This is a genomic window from Leptospira fletcheri, from assembly GCF_004769195.1.
GTDB lineage: Bacteria > Spirochaetota > Leptospiria > Leptospirales > Leptospiraceae > Leptospira_B > Leptospira_B fletcheri.
In genome coordinates, this window is the sequence record NZ_RQET01000008.1 from 126,741 (window position 1) to 146,023 (window position 19,283).

Annotated in this window: 19 protein-coding genes and 1 tRNA gene; 3 read left to right on the forward strand and 17 right to left on the reverse strand. The window is 48.4% G+C overall.

Translation table 11 applies throughout. The annotated features are described in order from the left end of the window. Window positions 1-31 precede the first annotated feature (31 nt). Together EHO60_RS11440 and EHO60_RS11445 are read right to left on the reverse strand one after the other, a co-directional pair. Window positions 32-916: an ABC transporter permease gene (locus EHO60_RS11440; protein WP_135768328.1), complete on the reverse strand. Its 885-nt coding sequence runs from the start codon at window positions 914-916 to the stop codon at window positions 32-34. 60 nt (window positions 917-976) lie between these two features. Next, entirely contained in the window at window positions 977-1,318 is a 342-nt protein-coding gene (locus EHO60_RS11445; RefSeq protein WP_135768329.1) for a MarR family EPS-associated transcriptional regulator, read from the reverse strand. Between the two features lie 493 nt (window positions 1,319-1,811). Between EHO60_RS11445 and EHO60_RS11450 the strand changes: the two genes are divergently transcribed. Both EHO60_RS11450 and EHO60_RS11455 read left to right on the forward strand, forming a co-directional pair. Further along, window positions 1,812-2,222, forward strand: a complete 411-nt coding sequence (locus EHO60_RS11450) for an Hsp20/alpha crystallin family protein (RefSeq protein ID WP_135768330.1) — start codon at window positions 1,812-1,814, stop codon at window positions 2,220-2,222. A 29-nt stretch (window positions 2,223-2,251) separates the two neighbouring features. Then, window positions 2,252-2,662, forward strand: a complete 411-nt coding sequence (locus tag EHO60_RS11455) for an Hsp20/alpha crystallin family protein (RefSeq protein ID WP_135768331.1) — start codon at window positions 2,252-2,254, stop codon at window positions 2,660-2,662. A gap of 167 nt (window positions 2,663-2,829) precedes the next feature. On the opposite strand, the gene EHO60_RS11460 is transcribed toward EHO60_RS11455, so the two are convergent. The 12 genes from EHO60_RS11460 to EHO60_RS11515 form a co-directional block, all read right to left on the reverse strand. Then, a complete protein-coding gene (locus EHO60_RS11460) occupies window positions 2,830-3,450 on the reverse strand; it encodes an SCO family protein (RefSeq protein ID WP_135768332.1) in 621 nt (206 codons plus the stop codon). Between the two features lie 28 nt (window positions 3,451-3,478). Next, window positions 3,479-4,516: a multicopper oxidase domain-containing protein gene (locus EHO60_RS11465; protein WP_135768333.1), complete on the reverse strand. Its 1,038-nt coding sequence runs from the start codon at window positions 4,514-4,516 to the stop codon at window positions 3,479-3,481. A 13-nt stretch (window positions 4,517-4,529) separates the two neighbouring features. Next, window positions 4,530-4,844, reverse strand: coding sequence for a PLDc N-terminal domain-containing protein (locus EHO60_RS11470; protein ID WP_135768334.1), 315 nt, complete (start codon window positions 4,842-4,844; stop codon window positions 4,530-4,532). A gap of 49 nt (window positions 4,845-4,893) precedes the next feature. Next, entirely contained in the window at window positions 4,894-6,897 is a 2,004-nt protein-coding gene (locus tag EHO60_RS11475) for a plastocyanin/azurin family copper-binding protein (protein WP_135768335.1), read from the reverse strand. A gap of 110 nt (window positions 6,898-7,007) precedes the next feature. Beyond that, complete coding sequence (locus tag EHO60_RS11480) at window positions 7,008-8,477, reverse strand: Na+/H+ antiporter NhaC family protein (protein WP_135768336.1); 1,470 nt, start codon at window positions 8,475-8,477, stop codon at window positions 7,008-7,010. Beyond that, window positions 8,474-9,376 carry a pseudouridine synthase gene (locus EHO60_RS11485; protein ID WP_135768337.1) on the reverse strand — a complete coding sequence of 301 codons (903 nt, stop codon included), beginning with the start codon at window positions 9,374-9,376 and terminating at the stop codon, window positions 8,474-8,476. Before EHO60_RS11485 ends, EHO60_RS11480 begins: the two co-directional genes overlap by 4 nt. A 50-nt stretch (window positions 9,377-9,426) precedes the next feature. After that, complete coding sequence (locus tag EHO60_RS11490) at window positions 9,427-10,710, reverse strand: PilZ domain-containing protein (RefSeq protein WP_135768338.1); 1,284 nt, start codon at window positions 10,708-10,710, stop codon at window positions 9,427-9,429. A gap of 207 nt (window positions 10,711-10,917) precedes the next feature. Next, the gene (locus EHO60_RS11495) at window positions 10,918-13,185 is read right to left on the reverse strand and encodes an alpha-hydroxy-acid oxidizing protein (protein ID WP_135768339.1); all 2,268 of its coding nucleotides are present in this window, start codon (window positions 13,183-13,185) and stop codon (window positions 10,918-10,920) included. Next, window positions 13,182-14,330 (reverse strand): tRNA 2-thiouridine(34) synthase MnmA, encoded by a 1,149-nt coding sequence (gene mnmA / locus EHO60_RS11500; protein ID WP_135768340.1) that lies wholly within the window; start codon window positions 14,328-14,330, stop codon window positions 13,182-13,184. The genes EHO60_RS11495 and mnmA overlap by 4 nt, the downstream gene beginning before the upstream one ends. Then, window positions 14,323-15,300 (reverse strand): pepsin/retropepsin-like aspartic protease family protein, encoded by a 978-nt coding sequence (locus tag EHO60_RS11505; RefSeq protein ID WP_135768341.1) that lies wholly within the window; start codon window positions 15,298-15,300, stop codon window positions 14,323-14,325. The genes mnmA and EHO60_RS11505 overlap by 8 nt, the downstream gene beginning before the upstream one ends. A gap of 14 nt (window positions 15,301-15,314) precedes the next feature. After that, entirely contained in the window at window positions 15,315-15,545 is a 231-nt protein-coding gene (locus tag EHO60_RS11510; protein ID WP_135768342.1) for a hypothetical protein, read from the reverse strand. Window positions 15,546-15,622: 77 nt separating this feature from the next. Further along, window positions 15,623-16,693: a sensor domain-containing diguanylate cyclase gene (locus EHO60_RS11515; protein WP_135768461.1), complete on the reverse strand. Its 1,071-nt coding sequence runs from the start codon at window positions 16,691-16,693 to the stop codon at window positions 15,623-15,625. Between the two features lie 193 nt (window positions 16,694-16,886). Here EHO60_RS11515 and EHO60_RS11520 point away from each other — a divergent pair. Further along, window positions 16,887-16,959 (forward strand) — tRNA-Met (locus EHO60_RS11520). Between the two features lie 130 nt (window positions 16,960-17,089). Here EHO60_RS11520 and proC read toward each other — a convergent pair. The 3 genes from proC to EHO60_RS11535 are packed head-to-tail and all read right to left on the reverse strand — an operon-like array spanning window position 17,090 to window position 19,248. Further along, on the reverse strand, window positions 17,090-17,872 hold the full coding sequence (proC, locus tag EHO60_RS11525; protein ID WP_135768343.1) for a pyrroline-5-carboxylate reductase: 783 nt from the start codon (window positions 17,870-17,872) through the stop codon (window positions 17,090-17,092). Beyond that, window positions 17,869-18,534 carry a YggS family pyridoxal phosphate-dependent enzyme gene (locus tag EHO60_RS11530; protein ID WP_135768462.1) on the reverse strand — a complete coding sequence of 222 codons (666 nt, stop codon included), beginning with the start codon at window positions 18,532-18,534 and terminating at the stop codon, window positions 17,869-17,871. The genes proC and EHO60_RS11530 overlap by 4 nt, the downstream gene beginning before the upstream one ends. Before the next feature lie 21 nt (window positions 18,535-18,555). Then, window positions 18,556-19,248, reverse strand: a complete 693-nt coding sequence (locus EHO60_RS11535) for a hypothetical protein (protein WP_135768344.1) — start codon at window positions 19,246-19,248, stop codon at window positions 18,556-18,558. Window positions 19,249-19,283: the final 35 nt, after the last annotated feature.

The window sequence follows — 19,283 nt, forward strand, 5'->3', positions numbered from 1 at the left end:
ACTGCAAAAATACGCCTCAAAATCAGCCGATTCAAACGGTATCGACGAAGTCCCTTTCCACCTTAGAGAACGCAATAACACCGATAAAAAACACGACTAATGTGATAATCCAGCTCTGGGTCCAAGCATACGAATCAAAATATCCCGTCCCCAAAAAAGAAAAACGGAAGTTTTCGATGATACTAGCCATCGGATTCAAATTATAGAAAACTTTGAACTTTTCCGGTACAATCGATAGCGGATAAACTACCGGAGTGGCATACATCGCGAGTTGAACCCCAAAATTTACAAGAAGAGACAAATCGCGATATTTGGTCGTCATTGAAGATACGATGATCCCAAAGCCTAACCCCAAAAGCGCAATTTGAAATATGAAAATAGGAAACAACAGCACGCTCCACTGCAAAGACAAATCCGCGCCTTCGGAAATATAGTAGATATAAAACAGGATAAACAACGTAAACTGAATCGAAAATTTGATTAAACTGCTAAAAATTATTGAAACCGGAACGGCTAATCTCGGAAAATATACCTTACTAAAGATTCCCGCATTTGATACAAAAGTATTCGAAGTATTAATCAAACAATCCGAAAAATATCCCCAAAGAACCGTTCCTGAAAGATAAAAAATAAAGTGCGGAATTCCGTCCGTCGGGACATTTGCAATTTTCCCAAAAATAATCGTAAAAATTATCGAAGAGGCCAAAGGCTGTATGATATACCAAACCGGACCCAGAATAGTTTGCTTATATAAAGATACAAAATCCCGCTTAACGAATAAAAATATTAGATCTTTATAACGCAATAAATCGCCTAGATGGAGGGCAAATAAGCCTTCCTTCGGACGAATGATTAGATCCCAATCCCTATTTACTGAATCTTGTGTTTTGTATTTGTTTGCAATTTTATCAAACATTCGTTTTTCCATCTTTCAAAATAAATCGACAGGACTTAGCATTGATAGGTCGAATCCGTGTCAGACCGACTCGTGCCCCTCCGAAAGCCTCTCCTCACCGATTCCCATCTTTTCCAACTCCTGCTTGAGTTCCTCGTATTCGCGCTTTTTGATGGAGTAATAGGTAAGCGTTAACTTGATTTTTTCCTCCAGCCCTGCCGGAGTCAGAATATAAGCGTATGCCAGTTTGTTTTTACTGTTCTTGAAGTTTTTCGCCTTGATCCAACCCTTCTCCAAGAGAGCTTTGAGGCAATAGTTCGTCTTCCCGAGGCTGATGCCTAAGGTGTTGGCCAGATCGCGCTGGTTAAAATCAGGGCGATCTTCGATCAATTTCAGGATTTTATGCCTGAGCTCGTCATTCATGGGAAATACGATCGGGAATCGGGAAGAAATCGAGGCGCTCTATATAGCTTCGCCCCTTGGGTCACAATGCCTTAAAATCGAATCCAGTAAATCGCCGCAAGTAGGTCTGTCAAGAATTTTGTTCAAGAATTGAACGAATGCCTGGGGACGAAATGGCAGAAAGAACCCCAGCATTTCAATTCCCCTCAGAAAAGTCCGGGCCTGTAGGAGCTCCTACAAAACTTTTCTTCCAAAAAGGAATTGTAAAACCGGGAATTTTGTGAAATGAGAGCCGGAAAACCCCGCCGCTCCGCTCCAGCCCCCGCCCAGTAAGGGTGGGGCCTCTCCTAAAAACTTCACCTCCCCACATTCCCACCAAACAGCGCCCCGTCCCTCCAAGTAGAAATCTGGCACTTTTAAAATAAGAGTGCCAATTTTTCACAAAAAAATTGAACCTTTTTTCAAAATTAGCACTCTATCTATATAAGTGCTAAAACAAGTGAGGACAACCAAAATGAGGCACCAAGTCGATTTTTACCAAGAAGTGCGCAGGATGCAAAATAGGATTCACAATCTATTCGAGCCGGTTTGGGAAGGAAACCGCACATTTCCCACTCTGAACGTATATTCGAACCAGGACCAAATCACCGTTACCGCGGAAATTCCGGGTTTGACTTCGGAAGACCTAGAGGTCACTGTCGCGCATAATTTATTGACGATCCAAGGGGAAAGTAAGGAACCCGATGTGGATTCGTTAAAGCCGAGAAGATTGGAACGTTCCAAAGGAAAATTTAAAAGAACCTTGGAATTACCTCTGGCCGTTGATTCGGAAAGAGTACAAGCCACAGTCAAAGACGGGATTCTAACCCTGGTTTTGCCGATCCAGGAAAACGAAAAACCCAGAAAAATCAAAATAGAAGCCTAAACTCTTAGGACCGCGAAGGAGAAAACCGAATGAGCATTTTAGAACTTTCAAAAACCCTAAATAAGAATCCGGAAACAAGTCAAACGGAAGAAGCGAACCGGGAACGGACGGTTCGACCGAGACTGACTCCGGCCGCGGACATATATTCCGACGAGGAGAAATACGTTCTCTTATTGGATCTACCCGGAGTCAAAGAAACCGATCTTGAGATCAGTCTAGAAAAGGACGAACTTCGTATCGAAGCAAAAACGACCCAACCTACGGTACGCGGAGAATTGAGGTATTCCGAGTACGGAACCGGAGATTTCCGAAGAAGTTTCGCCGTCTCGGAACAACTGGAAGAGGAGAAAATTTCCGCTACATTCAAAAACGGAATCCTGAAGGTCACCCTTCCCCGCAGAAAACCTGCAAGTAAAAAGATCGAGGTGCAAGTAGACTAGGAACTTTTCCATCAAACCGAACGAAAAAAGACGACAGTCCTGAATCGCCCGGGGAATTCCTTCTCCGGGATTTTTTTTACCTTCTGTTCCCTTCGTCCACTTTCAGAACGAGAACGATGCGACAAGAATCCGGAGACTTTCCCGCTTACGGGTCTTTGGCAAATCGTTTAGATGGTTCTAAGCCAATTCGCAATCCCTTTTGCAAGTTCTTCCGGACTCGTCCCTGTAGGATACGCGGAGAGAATATTCCCCTTTCGATCCACTAAATACAGCAATAACGTATGGTCCACTCCGTATCCGCCCATCGTACCGTCCGACAGAGGAACCTTTTTAGAAACCACGCCGAATCCTCTTTGCAGAGCTTCGATCTGATTTTTTCCGCCGGTAAACGCCTTCAAAGCGTGATCGGGAAAACCTTCCGCATATTTTTCCAGAACTTCCGGAGTGTCTCTTTCCGGGTCTATGGAAACGAATACGGGAACGATCCGTGCCGAATCTCGACCTAAAAGCTTGTACGCCCTGCCCATTTCCTCGAGCGCGAGAGGGCAAAGGTCCGGACAATGCGCAAAACCGAAGTAAACGAGAAAAACGTCTCCCTCCAATCCGGAAAGTCTGGTTTCGATTCCTTTAGAATTCTTTAATATTGACGTTTTCCATTCGATCACCGGCTCTTCACTGGCAAATCCCTTCCTTTTTTCTAAATAGGAAGGGAGGAATCCTACCCCGATTCCGACCGCCACGATCGCAACGCCGATCAGTATCTTAAAATAACCTGTTTGAGATTGCATTTTCATTTCTCCCGAGTTTATGGAACCGTTATACTGCGACGATCCAGCCCATCGCCCCCCGGTCCGCCATTTTGGTTTGGTGAGGGTGAAACATATACCGCCCTCTTTTCGTTAAGGTAAATTCCACGATCACTCTTTCCGTTTGTCCGAGGGTGACCACATCCGTATGTTCGTCGGGAGTCAATCTCGTTCCCGTTCTGAAGACGTCGAAAGTCTGGGAATGCAGATGAAAAGAGGCGATCGGATCGTACTCGGTCATGTTCGCAATGTACAATCTCACTTTCTTCCCTACGGGAACCTTAATGGGAAAGCGATCGTAAAAGCCGGCGACTCCGTTCCAGGTATATATATCGTTCTGTCCCGTTTCTTTCAGATCCCATCCTGAAAGCACCAGCATATACTCCAATGCCGGAGGGCGACCTCCCGGTGGATCCACGATAAAGCCTCCGTAAAGTCCTTTGGACATGTGACTCGCCAAAGGAGGAACATGACAATGATAAGGATGAAATCCCACCGGCCCCGCTTGGATCTTGTATAGTCTCTCTCCGCCTGGAACGACGGGTTCCCAACCGTCTTCTTGCGGATCATGAGATCCGTGAAAATGAATGGAATGCGGATGATTGGAATGGTTTCTGAAAAGGATTTCCATTCTCTGACCTTCTCTGGCCCGTAAAACTTTTCCGGGAACGATCCCGTCGAAAGTCCATGCGTTGACGAAGGTCTCGTGGGCTACCATCAAAGGCATTTCTATGATATTGATTTCCGTTTTAAAAATGGAGCCGCTCGGTGCAGAAGGCAAAGAGGAATGCAATTCCATTCTGGATAAAAAATCGGATCCGATCAGATTGGGAGGATGCACCATGCTCCCGTACGAATTTCCTCCGATGGAACCCGGAACCCGGACAGAGGTGTTCGGTCGAGACGAGGCCGGATCTGCACCGGACGATGTCCTACAGAAAGCAAAGGAGTCTTCTCCTGGCTTGGACTTAATTTTGGAGATTCCCAGACCCGCCGCTAAACCCGCGCCCCCCAGTCCGATCCAACGCAGAAATTGCTTTCGATTCACCGCAGTCCCTAGATTAAAATCGAGATATGGAAGAAATTACGATCACTAAAGCGAGGACAGCCGCTCCCCCGTAAACCAGAGAGTTTCTGGCCCAGGAAGGGATTTTGGATCCTCCGAAAATATGATACGCGCCTGCCCCGAATAACGGAACCAGGACGATGGCTGCCGTCCAGAGACTTCCTTGTTTCGGAGTCACATCTTCCCGCTTCGCCAAGTCCACCAGGGCAAGGGGGGCCCATAATGCAAATAGAATATAGGGAATATAATATCCGTAAAAGTTGAAAAGAAGGACGATAAATCCGGGTTCGTAAATTCCGTTCGTATTCATAAAAATCTCCTAATGTACTTCAAATTGCTCACACACAAACGCAGAGACCTCACCCGCCCACATTTCCCACGATAATCCCGGCGACAACCGCCAAGAAGCCGAGACTAAAACCGAAACCGGTAAGAAGAAGGGAAAATCTCTGCCATTTCGGAATATCCGTTTTCGCGAAACCTAGATAACACGCACCGCCGAAATACGGAATTAGGACCACGAAAGCCAACCATCCGAATCGGATCGATTTTCCAGGTCGGATATAAGACAGTAGATCGGCGACACTCAAGCTAGTCAGGCAAACGTAAAGAAGCATGGGAAGGATATAGCCGAACAAGCGGAAAAATAGAACCTGAACGTCCAAAGGCCTAGGTGCGGAAATACTTCCCAACACGTTTCCAATTTTAGGTTTCCGCTCGGCCAGAATTTTCTCCGCTTCCTTCGGCAAAACGACTTTCTCCAAGTCCAAACGGAAATCTTCGAAAGGATGTACGGCAGGTTTCACAGGAGCGGCGGATCCCCCGGGAAGGTTCTCTTGCGGAGGAGGAACGGGCTGCGTCTTCCAATCTCCGCTGACGAAACGACCCAGAGTCGCGTCCACCATGAGTGAAAGAATATTGTAGGTCGGCATCAGTTCTCCTCCCACCGGAAAACGAATGCCGGGCTTGCAGGAGGAAAATTGTTCCAATAAAGGCGGAACGGAAGTCTGGAATCGGTTTTTATCGAAACAATTGCCTACGCTGATAGGACCGTTCAGACTGAGATCTCCTAAACCGGAGGAATGCACGGTATTGTCTTCGATGACGTTTCTATGGGAAAGCCAAAAGTTCTCGTCCAGATTCGGCAGGATTGCCACGCCGAAATTCTCATGCCCCACGATTAGATTCTTTTTAATGACGTTGCTCAAACCGCCGGCGATCATCACTCCGGTACCGTAGGAAGGATATTCCAAAGCCTTGGCCGGAGCCTTGAGATTATTATTATCGTAAACCAGATTCGCAACGATCGTGGTTTCCCGTTCCGGAGGAAGCAATTCCCTGTCCAAAGAATTCGGCGCTAATCCTACGATATTGTTCTTCCATACGGAACTTAAGATATAAAGATCCCCTCCCGCGTTCGTCCCGGAATAACCGAGTGCGTTGTTTTCGGAAACCAGGTCGTAAAGAACCGCACGACAAGGATAGCATTGCCCCACATAGATTCCCGAATCGGGAGAACCGGAAGCGTACGAATGCTCCAAAACCCCGTCATTGGAATCGAAAGCATAAAGCCCATAATCACCGTTATTATACGCAGTTAAGTAGGATCCTCTATAGCCTTTTACACCTGTCCAAAAGAAGCCGTTTAAGGTAGCGTTCCGAGCCGTCATATTCTCGATCGCTACTCCGTTCGCTCCGACGACGATGATTCCGTTTCCTCTCTGGAATTGTCCGTCTAGAACGACCTTGTTCCGATCCACTCCGCGGATGGTGATAGACGGAGTGGTAACCACCACTTCTTCATAATATACTCCTTCGGAAACCAGGACCAAATCTCCCGGAGAAGCCGCGTCCACCGCATTCTGGATCGTAGGATACGTTTGCGGAACTTTCCGAACGGTTCCGGAAAAATTCTCCGCGGATTTCCAGGTCTTTCCGATTTTTGCGGCAGGGTTGTAGGCTACGTTCCCTACGACGATATCCCCGATCATTCCTCGCTTTCCGTCAGGAGTCGCATGGAAGGAACAAAAATACGGGAACACGCCTTCTTTAGGAAAGGTCACTTTGATTTTTGCTCCCCTAGGCATGACTAGGTTTCCGTAATTCTTTTCCGTGGACCAGGAACGATCGATCGCGATCGCGTTATGCGGATTGGCCCCTACATTCACGAATTCCACTGCTCCGCCTTTGTGAACCCTCTGCATCGGAGGCGAAAACGCATTGTCCGCCATTACTACGTGTGCAAATCCTTCGGACTCGCCCTCTTTTCCGCCGCAGGAAGAAAAAGCCCCGCCTAGGAAAATCCCTATCAGGAATAGCCCCAGCCAGGGCAAGAATCGATTCGGTTTCCTACTAACGGACATGGGTTCTCCTCTTTGTACTTCATTTATGAGCTTTTACTCATTTTTAACAAATTCTACTCAAAAACCCGGCGGAGACAACCTTTTTTTAAAAGTTGATTTTCAACCGATTGTTATGTTTCCGTTTCAGAAACTTCTTTCTCCTTTGTCGCAGGCAAAGATTTCCCTGCCCAACCGATCCCGGTCCAACCAGTGAATAAGGAAAGCAATGGAGAAAGCAAATTCAAAAATGCGAACGGAAAATAAACCGCAGTGGGAACTCCTAAGGCCGCCGACATGAAAGACCCGCAGGAATTCCAAGGAACAAGAGCCGAGGTCATAGTGCCGGAATCCTCTAAGATCCGGGAAAGATTGCGTGGATCGATTCCTTTTTTAACGAATGCTTCATGAAACATTTTTCCCGGAACAACGATGGCCAAGTACTGATCCGCACATAGAACGTTTGTACCCAAACAAGTGAAGACAGTGCTTGCAAACAAGGATCCCCTTGTTTTTGCCCTCCGCAAGATTCCGTCCGCGATCGCCTTGGTCATTCCTCCCCCCTCCATGGTTCCCGCATAAAACATAGCGGATAAAATCAACCAAACCGTCGATAGCATAGAGGACATCCCTCCTCTGGAGAGAAGCTCGTCCACAACGACTTGTCCCGTTTTTACCTTCGTCCCTTCCGAAGCGGCGAGCAGAAGTTTTCGAAAAGCAACGCCGGCAGCTTGCTTCCAGTCCTCCGCTCCTCCGAACATATCCGGCTGGGAAAGGACCGCGAGAACCCCTCCGGAGAAAATCCCCAAAAAAAGGGACGGCACCGCCGAAACCCGAAAGTAAATCATCAAAAAAGTAAGAAACGGGGGAATGAGCAAATACCATCCGATATTCCAACCGGAACGAAGCGTATCGACGATCGGCTTGGCTGCAAAACCCGTTTCTTGGATATTCTGACCGAAACCTAAAAGGGAAAAAACGACCAGACAGACCAGAAAAGCGGGAAGCGTAGTGCGAGCCATATTACGAATATGTGATAATAAAGGCACTCCCGTGATCGACGAGGCAAGGTTTGTGGTTTCGGAAAAAGGGGAAAGTTTATCTCCGAAATACGCCCCTGACACGATCGCCCCCGCCGCCATCCCGAGCGGGATTCCCAATGCGGCGCCGACTCCGACAAGAGCCACGCCTACCGTACCTGCTGTGGACCAGGAACTTCCGGTGGCAAGAGAAACGACCGAGGAAAGAACCAATGCGGAAGGAAGAAACAGGGACGGATGCAGAAGCTCCAAACCCCACACGATCAGGGCGGGCACGATTCCGGATCGAATCCAGATTCCGATCAATGCTCCGATCAATAAAAGAATTAGGATAGGCTGCAGAACGTTCCGCATCGAATCCAAGACGGTCTCTTCCAATTTCTCCCAAGGGATTCCTCTCAAGCGGGAAATTCCGGCGGAAATGGCTCCCGCAGAAAACAGAAGGATCTGAGCCGGACCTTCCGCGATACCTCGACCGAATAGAAAACCCGCCGCCGACAAAGACAAAACCAAAAAGGCGAAAGGAACGAGTGCGATCGCGATTTTGGGAGGCTCCCGATTCATAAACGGAATTCCGACGGAATCGGTTCCGAAATTCGTAATATTCTGTTTTGATAAGGATGCGGAAATCTCAAGGAAAGCGCGTGCAAAGCTTGCCTATCCCATCCTAATCTAAGGATCAAATCCGGTTCTTTTCCTTCGATATATTCCAGAAAAACGTCTTCGTCCTCTCCGTACATCTTATCTCCGACGAGCGGAAACCCCAGGGAAAACAAGGTGGCACGGATCTGGTGCAATCTTCCGGTTTTCGGCCTACAAATTACGTTCGAAACCCTTCTCCCGTTCCAAATTCCTTCTCCCGCTTTACGAAAGAAGGTTTCGGAAAACTCCCATTCGGTATCCGATACGTTGGAGGGAAGATTTTCCTCCGGAAGAAACTTCCTCTTCTTTCGAATTTTGGAACCGGAATCCGGACCTAGAACTCCTCGAGCCAGAATCCGATCCGGAAAACGTCCGACCACCGTGGCCAGATAGGTTTTAGATACGAGACGATCGGAAAAGAAAGAGGATAGGATGGACGCGGTTTTCGGATCCTTACCGAAGAGTACGACTCCGGAGGTTTCCCGATCCAGACGATGGACTAGATACGGTCTCCCGAATCTACCGTCTGCTTCCAGTAGATCCACGAGATTGTTCTTCCTGTATTTTCCGCTCGCGTGGACAGGAAGGTCTCCGGGTTTGCCGACGGCAAAAAAACGATCCTCTTCGTACAAAATCGTAAAGCGGGAATCGACGGGAGGTTCTTCCGTTTCTTCGGGAAGATATTCCACTTCCTCTCCTTCTCTTAACAAATGAGAAGGCTTGGCAGCCTTTCCGTTCAGAAGGATCTTTCCCGCCGAAAGGTTCCGTTTCCAGTAGGAACGGGAAAGATACGTGAAACGTTTCGCAAGAAAAACATCCAAACGATTTCCCGCCTCCTCCTTTCCGATTCTCGTTCGGAGCGCGTACTCGTTCAGGTGGATTCCCCCGAATCGAATCCTAGGTTCGGAATTTCCTCCATTACGGATCCGTCCGGTTCCGAGTGGGCCAACCCGGTAGACGCTTCCACAAGATCCGAAGAGGCGGGCGATGTTTCCGAAACTTGCTCCGAAGAGTCTTGTGTCGATTCTTCCGATTTGCCCGGTTGAGGTTTCTTTTCCTCGGTTCCCGGCGCCTGCTTTCCGCCCTCCGGACCCAGCTTGGAATCCACAAATTGATTCAAGAGTTGTTCTTCCCTAGAGTTCAAATTGAAGAACTGACAACCCACACGGAACATCCGATCGGTATTGACGATACTCCGGATGACGCCCCGAAAGGTCCCTTTCAACCCCCGATTCATCTGCATGTCGAAGAGGAGAGTTTCCCCCACCGCGAAACTTCGGGAAAAGAAAATGGATTGAGGATGCAAAAAGCCCAAACCCATTCTGCTGATATCCTCTACGACGCATTTTTCCTTGGATTCCTGGAAGAAACCGGAATTGATCACGTCACGGGAAATCGCGGCGGAGAAAAGAGTGATATTGTTATAATCCTCCGTGTCCATCGATTTCTCGGACAACACTTGAACATAACCCAAGGGAGTATAATTTTTGTAGCGAATCAGTACGCATATCTCGGATGCGAACCTGGATTCGATCTTATTCAGAGAGATCAGCTTTAGGTATTCCTCCATGGGTACGAAATTACTACCGCCGGAACTCCGTTCGTGCCGATTGATCACGAAGATCGATTGCTCGAAATTGTACATGATCCGCAATCTGTTATCCATTCTGTCGGAAAAATACACCAAAGAATCCATATACGACTCTTTGATCTTCTTCGCGTGCCTCTGAATGATCTCTTCCACGGACTTATCCACGAATCCGATGGATTTTCTCAAATGTTGCTGATTGATAACATTATGAATTATAATCGGATCATTTTCGGAGCTTTCCAGCTCGACCCTTCCTTGTGAACGTTTTGCCTCGCTCACTTTCACCGCCTGGACCCGAAGCAATTCCAATCCGTTACTTGCGTTTCTACCCGTTACGGTAAATACTCCGTGGAAGAAATGAAAATTATGGGTTAAAAACAATATGCGGGTTTTTTCGCTGGAAGATTTTCCCGGAATGGAAACCAAAAGATAAAGGCTGTCTTTAATGCCTACGACTTTGACGGGATAAGAACGTCCTTTAATATCTATGGATACGGGAAGCCGAGCAAACAATGTTTGGAGAATCTTCCCCAACGCATCCGCTTCTTTTACCGTTTTATCCAAGGCTTTCCCCCGAAAAAATGAGCGATTCGATTGTTAAAGGACGAGTTTATATTCGACGGTAACAATGGGAAGAAATTTCCTAACGAATTCACGAAAAGGCACCACCCGAACGAAACGTGATTCTCCCGAGAGGTCTGTTAGGAGGGAAAATTATCCCTTTCCTAGTCCCGGATTTAGAACTTTGGAACTATTACCGATTCGCGGAATTCAGTTTTCCGAATTCTCTTCTTTTTTACGGAAAAGGAACTCCTTTTTGATTTCGGCGATTTTCGAAACTCCTACCGTATTCATGGATTGGACTAGCCCATCCGTATACTGGCCGATCAAATAACGCACGCCGGCGACCCCTCCCCCTACTGCGGAAATCGCCATCGGTCGTCCTACCAAAACGGTATCCGCCCCTAACGCATGCATCTTGAATACGTCTTCTCCGCTTCGGACTCCCCCATCCACGGACACATGAATCCGATTTCCGACCACGTCGCGGATTTTCGGAAGCACTCTTGCGGTTCCGGGCATATCGTCCAAAACCCGTCCTCCATGGTTCGAAACTACGATCGCATCCGCGCCGATTTCTACGGCGAGAATCGCGTCTTCCGGACTCATGATCCCCTTCAAAACGAAAGGCAATTTAGTGAAGGATCTTACTCTAGCCAGAGCATCCCGATTTCTCGTGACGGAAGGGATTTTTTTTTGGACCATGGTTCTGAAATTCACCGCATCTATGTCCATTCCGAGCGCCAGTATTCCTCTCTCTTCCGCTTCCCGAAATCTTTCCTTCAAAAGTTCCTCGTCCTCGCGAGGCTTGCAGATCAAAATCCCTTTTCCGTTCACCTTGGACAAGGCGTCCAGCATGACCAGATATTTCTCGGGACTAGCACCGTCCCCGAGCCAGGCGATCGTTCCGGAAGCAAGGCAACCTTCTAACAACGTGTAGGCGAGAGTGTATTCGTCCATCGCACCGTTCATGTTCGTGATGGCCCCCGTCATAGGAGCGGCCATAAAGGAAGATGCCAACGGTGTTCCTAAAAAATCCGCAGCGGGGGAAGCGGAAACATGGTCGCGGATATATCTAGGCAATAGGGAATATTCTTCCAAAGCCTTTATATTGTCCTGGAAGGTACGCATTCTTCCCACGCCCCCCATTCCGGGAACCCCGGAAGCGCAATCCGTTCCGTCGCAGATCCTGCAAACCCAACAGATTTCCTTGCCGAATCTCGCCCTCGCGTTTTGGGCAATCTCCTTTTCCGAAATGGAATACAATTCGTCGCTCCCGAATTTCACGGTGGAGAGAACGGATTCGAAGATTTTTTCGGCCTGAGAAAGAGTGTCGGCAGTGACGATCACGTGTCCGGTCTTTTCTATATTATTCGTAGGTTCTGGGATAATATCCCCTATTTTATGAAATAAGAATATATCGGCGACCCCGTCTATCTTCTTGGCTTCGTCCAATCCTTCGATGGACAGTAACTTGCCTTTCGGCGCGAGAAGCGCCCGTTCGATGGATACCTTCTTCTGGAGCGGCTCGAGGTTATCCGGCTCTTCTCCCAAGGCGATCAGGATGGCGGCTCGGTTTAAATTAATCCCGCTGGAAAGCGGAAACGTGAAGGCCGACATGAAGCCGCCGGAAAGTCTGGCCGCGATCTCTCCGACTTTTACTCCGTCGGGGGTGACCTTGATGTCTCCCTTCCCTGCTCCTCTTCGGATCCCGAGAGCCTTCATCCCCCGAAACATCACGTCCTCGATCTCCTTTAAGACGGACTCAGGAAGAGAAGAAGGCATATTGTGCCCCATCTCGATGAAATAAGGCTCCCTCTCGATGATCCGATCCGCAATTCCCGTGATCGCGAAGTTTCCGTCCCAGGCCAAGGCATCTACCGAGACTTCCGGTCCCGGCATGTATTCCTCCAGGATCATTTCTCCCGTCGGGGAATATTTTTTTGCATGCTTAAACGCCGCCTGCAATTCCTCGCGGTTATTGACCTTGACCACACCCCGAGCACCCATATTGTCCGCAGGTTTCATGACTAAGGGAAATTTCAGGAATTCTAATGCGTCTCTCGTATCCTGGAGACTCCAAATCGGCGCGAAACCGGGAATCGGAACCCCGGCTTTTTTGAGCCGTTCCCTCATCTTGACCTTATTCGAGGCGGCCTCCGCGTCTACGAATCGGATTCCGGGAAGGTCCAGAGCGTTCGCGACCGCCGCAACCGTCATGCTGGCGTCGGTGCCTGCGGTGATCACACCGTCCACTTTGGTGGTCGCCGCCAAACGCTTCGATTCGCGGACCATCCCTTCTATGTCCTTCGTGGACATGATCATCTGAATATCGCAGATTTTTAAACCGGGTGCCTGAGGATTCATGTCCGCTACGATGGTACGCAACTGCATCGTCTTAGCGGTCTGGATAATGGGAACCTGTAGAAGGCCCCCACCCACGATGAGGATGGTTTTACCGACGACCTTTTTGCTCACGGAAAAGCGGTCGCTCCGATTTCCTGAGAGTGTGCATCCAAAATCCTTTCCACGGTTTTAACGCTACCTTTCCGAATGATTCCGCCGGCCAAAAGATAATTCCCTTCTTTCGGATAAAATACCGCGGATTGGCCCGGGGCCACTCCCTTCAGATCCTCTAAAGGAAAGATTCTCAAAACATCCCCTTCCTTCACTGCCTTCGCGGCGATCGCTTTGGAACGATAACGTACCTGGATCCTGCATTCTTCCGCCTGACCTTCCTGCATCGGATTCCAAGCCTGAAAATTCAAATCCTCCACGACAAACGATTCCACAAAGGTCTCGCGGTCTTCACCTAACACCACGGTACCGTCATCCTCTATGGAAATCACGTATAGGGGATTTTTCCACGCGATCCCGAGCCCTTTTCTCTGACCGATCGTGAAGTTTTCCTTGCCGGAATGTTTTCCTACGATCCTACCGTCCCGAAGTTTGAAGAACCCCGGAGTGAACTCCACGTTTTTGCGGGTCAGAAATTTTCTATAATCGTTTTCCGGAATAAAGCAGATCTCTTGGGATTCCGCTTTTTCGGCTACCGGAAGTCCCATTCTTCTCGCGATTTCCCTTACTTGCGGTTTGGTCATACCTCCCAACGGAAAAATCACGTTCCTAAGATTTTCCTGGGAAAGTCCGTACAGATAATACGCTTGGTTTTTGTTATGATCCGCCGCGTCGGAAATCGCGTATCTCCCGTCGATCTCCACCACGTTGGAATAATGGCCCGTGGCGATCTTCTCGATCCCCAATGCCTTCGCCTTTTCGAACAAGGCGCCGAATTTCACGAAAGTATTACATTCCACGCAAGGGTTCGGAGTTTTTCCTTCCCGATAATCGTTCACAAAACGATCGATCACTTTTTCCTGGAAGAGCTTCTCCATCTTGATCACATAAAACGGAATATTTAAAGAAAGGCCTACGTCTCTCGCATCCCGAATGTCTTCCGGAGAGCAGCAGGATTTTTTGGTTGTGTCGCAGGCGGGAGCCTCGTATTCCCAAGTGCGAAGGTTGACCCCGATGACTTCGTAACCCTGTTCCATCAGCAGCCCAGCGGTCACGGCGCTATCGACTCCGCCGCTCATGGCAACGATGATCTTTCCCTTACTCACGACCCGCACCTGTTTCCTTTCCTACTATACCAATCAGACTCCTTTTTGTGTCCAAAAGAATTCTATAGTTTTCCAGCCAATTCCGTCCGAGAATCCCTCGGATTCCCTTTTCCGCATGAACGGACCCGACTTCGGAAGGAATTCCTCCCGGAAAAACCTCCAACTGGGAAAGACAGAATTCGGTCCCTTCCCCCAATTTACGCACGAAAACGGGACAAAACGGTTTAAAGACCCGGGTTTTTGCGGAAAGCTTTCCCCCTCCGAAATTGAAAACGGTGACCTCTCCTCCGTCTTCGTAGGCCAGATCTTCCGCTCCCGCCCATTCCATTGCGGTGAATTTCGCCCCCGTATCCAAAACCCAAGCTTCCAAATTGATCCCGGGCGGCCGAAGAACGAAGACCAAAGGTTGGCCAAATCTCAGATGAAGGTGAAATAGATTTTCCTCCCCGAAGCCGGGGGCAGGAAGAGAAAGAGAGGAATTCCAAACGGAAATTCTGCGAGGGAGCTCGAGCAATACGATCTGACCGGCAAACGCATTCATCCCGAGCAATCCTTGGACCCGTAGCTCCGGAGGGAAATCGTGGGAATAAAATTCCACCTCCTCGAATAACTTACCATTTCGATAAAAGAGAGGAGACTTTAAGACCTTGCGGACGGATCGTACGCTCCCGCCCGGAAAACTGGCGCTCAACAGACGGGTGGGAGATCCGGAGGGAATCAAATCTTCCTTCAAAAAAGAAGCAAAGGAACCGGTATCCAGCAGGAAACGAATCGGATCCTTTCCTTCCTCTAAGGAAAGTTCCAAAATGGGCAATTGGTCCACATGACGGATCGGAAGACGTAACCAGGTTCCTCCTGCAACCTCCTCCGTGCGCGCGTATTCAGGAAGAAAGTCCCGTATGTGGATCGGAACGCAAAACGAACAGAACAAAAAGGGGAATAGAATTTGCGCCTTACGTAAAACCTTCAAGACGAATGTAAAAATTACATTAGTTTTTTAATACAACGGTTGTTTGGACAACGGGTATAGTCGATCACGCAATCCCTGTATTCGATCCCCGTCCTTTCATCCTTGGATTTGTATTCGATAAAGCAAGCATAGGGGGAAAAATCGAATTCTTCCCGACCCAAGGCCCGATTTTTGATCCTTCTCCCCAATTCGGCTTCCTCGATTTGGGTCAGATAAAAATGATCCAGAGCTAGTTGTCTTTCCATGCTAGACCTATCGGCCGAAAACGAAAACGGTTTACTCGGATTTTTTTCGGGAAGGAAGAAAGTCCCGAAAAGAGCGTTCAATTCGGATTGGTGGAAGTTGGCTGGTACGGGATCGTGCGGTTTTTTCCCGAGTGTTTTGCCTCGTACAGCGCCTTATCCGCCCTTTCGATCAAATCCTTATTGTTACGATCCGCCTGCCAAATTTCGGAAACTCCGATGGACAAGGTCACCTTAAAGTCGGGCCCTCCGTTCGGATTCGGGATCGAAGACGCTTCTACGGCCTTCCGGATCTTCTCCCCCATTTCAAAGCCTCGCTTCAAATCGGCTCCCGGCATGACCAAACAGAATTCCTCACCGCCGTATCTTGCCGCGATATCGTGCTTTCCCGCACTCTCTATCAATTTCTTGGCAACGGCGATCAGCACCTCGTCCCCCGCCTGGTGACCGTGGGTATCGTTGAATTTTTTGAAATTATCGACGTCCGTAAAGAGAAGTGCCAAGCCGGTACGTTTCTTCCGGCTCCTCTCCATTTCCTCTTTCAGTTTGGTTTGGAAATAATGGTGTACTTTCAAACCGGTCATCATGTCTACGGTAGCCAATTCGTAAAGTCGCGAGTTTTCCACAGCGATTCCCGCGAGAGTGGAGAGAGTGGTCAAGAAGTCCCTGTCCTCCTCCATCCATTCTCCCAAGGTGATTTTTTCTCCCAAAAGCAGAAGTCCGTTCACCTTGCCCTTCGCGTTCAGGGGAATGATCAGGTCTCCTCCGATCTTCCGAAGGAATTGGAGCTCGGGACTCAAGCCCATCGCTTCTTCCACCTGATCCGGCGTCATCGCTTTCAGCTTTGTTTCCAAAAACGTAACTAAAGGCGCATCGGTTTTGATACGAAAGGTCACATCGTCGTCGCTCAGATCGAATCCCTTGAAACTCGGCTCGAGTTCGAAGTAGTTCGAATCCGCCTCAGGCGAGAGAAAAATCGCCGCACTCAACGTTTGAAGTTGAGCCAGACATATGTTTAAGATGGCGTCTATGAGATATTTATAATCGAGTGTAGAGTTAAGGGCCTTGCTGATCTCGATTAATTGCTTTTGATCGTAGATCTTTTTCTCGTAGTACTCGATCATCAGAGGATCGTTATCTTTTCCGATCAAGTTGGATTCTCCCGGTCCGTGTTTCAATGGTTCTCGTTTCGCTATGCCCGACTGGCGAAGAATTTTTCGACTCATTCAAAGATACATTCGCTCAAGGTAGTAGCATCAAAAACGTTTCCTTGGGGAAATCAAACTCTTTTTAGTTTTTTCGCTTGACTTTGGGCCTGGGCTGGGGAAACATGGTTTCAGACACCGCGCGGTGGAGCAGCCGGTAGCTCGTTGGGCTCATAACCCAAAGGTCACAGGTTCGAATCCTGTCCGCGCTAGAGTGTCTTTCTCCTTCCCTAATCCAGAAAAGCAAACAATTAGACGAGCAAAAGTTGCTCGTTTCTACATTCGGTTTCACATTCTTTTTCGTTAGGTTCTAAAAATCCTAATTCTAAAGGGTTAATTTTTCTAAGATCTTCCCAATTCGGAGGAACGTTCCGCAGCCTTTTTTACCGCGGACATGACTGCATACGGGAATTTGTTTTTTTCCAATTCTTCTAAACCGGCAATGGTAGTTCCGCCCGGAGAAGTGACTCTGTTTTTCAATTCTTCCGGATGAAGGTCGTTTTTCTTTTTTCTCTCTTCCAAAAGTAGTTCTACCGCACCCAAGACTGTGTGAATTGCAAGATCCAAAGACTGTGAGTATGTTAGACCGGAGGAGACTCCTCCTTCGGCCAAACTTTGGACGAACCGTAGGACGTACGCCGGTCCGGATCCGGAAAGTCCCGTCACGGCGTCCAAAAGTTCCTCTTTTGAAACTTCCAGGCAGTATGAAATGGGAGAAAAAATCTCCCGGACGTTCGGGTACAATTCGGAATCCCCGAAATAGGCAAGAGCACCCTTTCCCACCAAAATCGGCAAGTTCGGCATGATCCGTACGACCTGAGAACCGGAAGGAGAGGAAGCTCGCAGAATCTCCGTAGGGATTCCCGCAGCCACCGAGAGGATCTTTTTGGGAGAAGAGATCGTCTTGAGAGTCTTGGAAACGTCTCCGGGCTTCACGCAGAGAACCAATAGATCGGAGGCCCGTAGAAACTCGCTCCAATCCTTCTCCAAGAGAATTCCTTCGGATTTTTCCGGGGGAAGAAAGGGATCAAATCCGAGGACCTTTCCTCCTCCCCTTTTCAAGGAGCGATAGATGGCGCCCCCCATGTTTCCACATCCTACGATTCCGACCGTTTCCGATTTCATGAGCGTTCTCCGAATATTGCGCTTCCGATTCTGACAAAATCGCTTCCTTCCGAAATCGCGATTCTATAGTCTCCCGACATTCCCATGGAAAGTTTTCCCGCAGGAAAATACTCCTCCCGGATTTTTCCCAACCGGTGAAACACTCTCTGTGTTTCTGTAGGATCTCCCGAACTCGGCCCCATGGTCATCAGTCCTTCGAGGCGGCAGAATTCGGTATGTAAATTCGATTCTTTTGCCAGAATCCTAAGAATCTCCTGCTCGGCAAATCCAGATTTCGAATCTTCTCCCGTCAGATTGACCTGTAGAAAAATCCCCATCTTCCATTTGTCTTTTTCCAAGCGTTTCTTCAGTTCGTCCCAGGAGGCGATCGATCCTACTCCGTGCGCGTAGGAATACATTCCCGTGTATTTCCTTAAGGTTCCGCTCTGGACGGGACCGATATGGTGGAGCACAAAATCCCGGTCCGGAATTCCCAAATCCCGGAATTTTTCCAGGCCCTCCTGTACTCGGTTTTCTCCGAAATGAAGGCAACCCGCTTGTAGAGCTTGGAGCACTTTTTCTTGCGGCTGGTATTTGGAGACCGCAATGACCGAGACCTGAGGCGTCGGACGGAGGGATTCGATTTCCCGACGGATCTCCTGGTATCTTTCCGAAACTCCCAAGTTGCGCAAACCTTAGAGGATTTATTCCTCTTTGGATTTCTTCTTTAGCGTAGATACTTCTTTTTCCAAACGCTCCACTCTTTTTTCGAGGGAAGAAGCAGGCTTTTTCTTGGACCGAGCTTGTTTGGACTTTTTTACGCCTAATTTTTTTTCCAATCGATCGACTCTTTTTTCCAAAGAAGTCAGACGAGATCGTTTTTTGACCAAGGAATGCTTTCTTTTCGTCCCGTTGTTTTTACGGTAAGAGGTTTCTTTTGGGCTAGGTCTGAAATTCGACTCATCGAATTTTGCGGATTCGGAGGAATGCTTTTCCTTCCAGCGAGAAGGCTCGTCTTCCGCGAAAGTCCGGGACGGTTCTTCCCGTTTGGAATTTTCCGAACGCTCGGAAGGCTTGGTTTTTCCGACCTCCGGCCCGAGTCCGGGAACCTCGTAATCCGTTTTAGGAAGAGGTTTCGGTATTTCCTTCGGGATCTCTTTGTTCGGAGAAAGTTCCGAATCGAAATTTTGCGAAGGAGGAGTTGTTTCCTTTGTTTGGGGGAGTTCGTCCAGACCGATAATCACCCTTTCGTTAGGAGCCGATTCTCCCGGTGTAGATTGTTGGCTTTTTACCCAAGTGGATATTTTATCCCGCTGAAAGATCACATACACGATCAAACATCCTAATAAAAGGATTAGCAGGCCTCCCAACAGAGTTTTCAAAATATCCCGGTTCATAGGTTTTCCTTTTTTACTTATCGGACCAGAAAGCG

Coding starts and splice junctions, on each gene's coding strand:
- EHO60_RS11440 (WP_135768328.1), bottom strand. CDS start 916: ATGTTTGATAAAATTGCAAACAAATACAAAACACAAGATTCAGTAAAT.
- EHO60_RS11510 (WP_135768342.1), bottom strand. CDS start 15,545: ATGGAAAGACAACTAGCTCTGGATCATTTTTATCTGACCCAAATCGAG.
- EHO60_RS11460 (WP_135768332.1), bottom strand. CDS start 3,450: ATGCAATCTCAAACAGGTTATTTTAAGATACTGATCGGCGTTGCGATC.
- EHO60_RS11470 (WP_135768334.1), bottom strand. CDS start 4,844: ATGAATACGAACGGAATTTACGAACCCGGATTTATCGTCCTTCTTTTC.
- EHO60_RS11535 (WP_135768344.1), bottom strand. CDS start 19,248: ATGAACCGGGATATTTTGAAAACTCTGTTGGGAGGCCTGCTAATCCTT.
- EHO60_RS11450 (WP_135768330.1), top strand. CDS start 1,812: ATGAGGCACCAAGTCGATTTTTACCAAGAAGTGCGCAGGATGCAAAAT.
- EHO60_RS11475 (WP_135768335.1), bottom strand. CDS start 6,897: ATGTCCGTTAGTAGGAAACCGAATCGATTCTTGCCCTGGCTGGGGCTA.
- EHO60_RS11455 (WP_135768331.1), top strand. CDS start 2,252: ATGAGCATTTTAGAACTTTCAAAAACCCTAAATAAGAATCCGGAAACA.
- EHO60_RS11480 (WP_135768336.1), bottom strand. CDS start 8,477: ATGAATCGGGAGCCTCCCAAAATCGCGATCGCACTCGTTCCTTTCGCC.
- proC (WP_135768343.1), bottom strand. CDS start 17,872: ATGAAATCGGAAACGGTCGGAATCGTAGGATGTGGAAACATGGGGGGC.
- EHO60_RS11445 (WP_135768329.1), bottom strand. CDS start 1,318: ATGAATGACGAGCTCAGGCATAAAATCCTGAAATTGATCGAAGATCGC.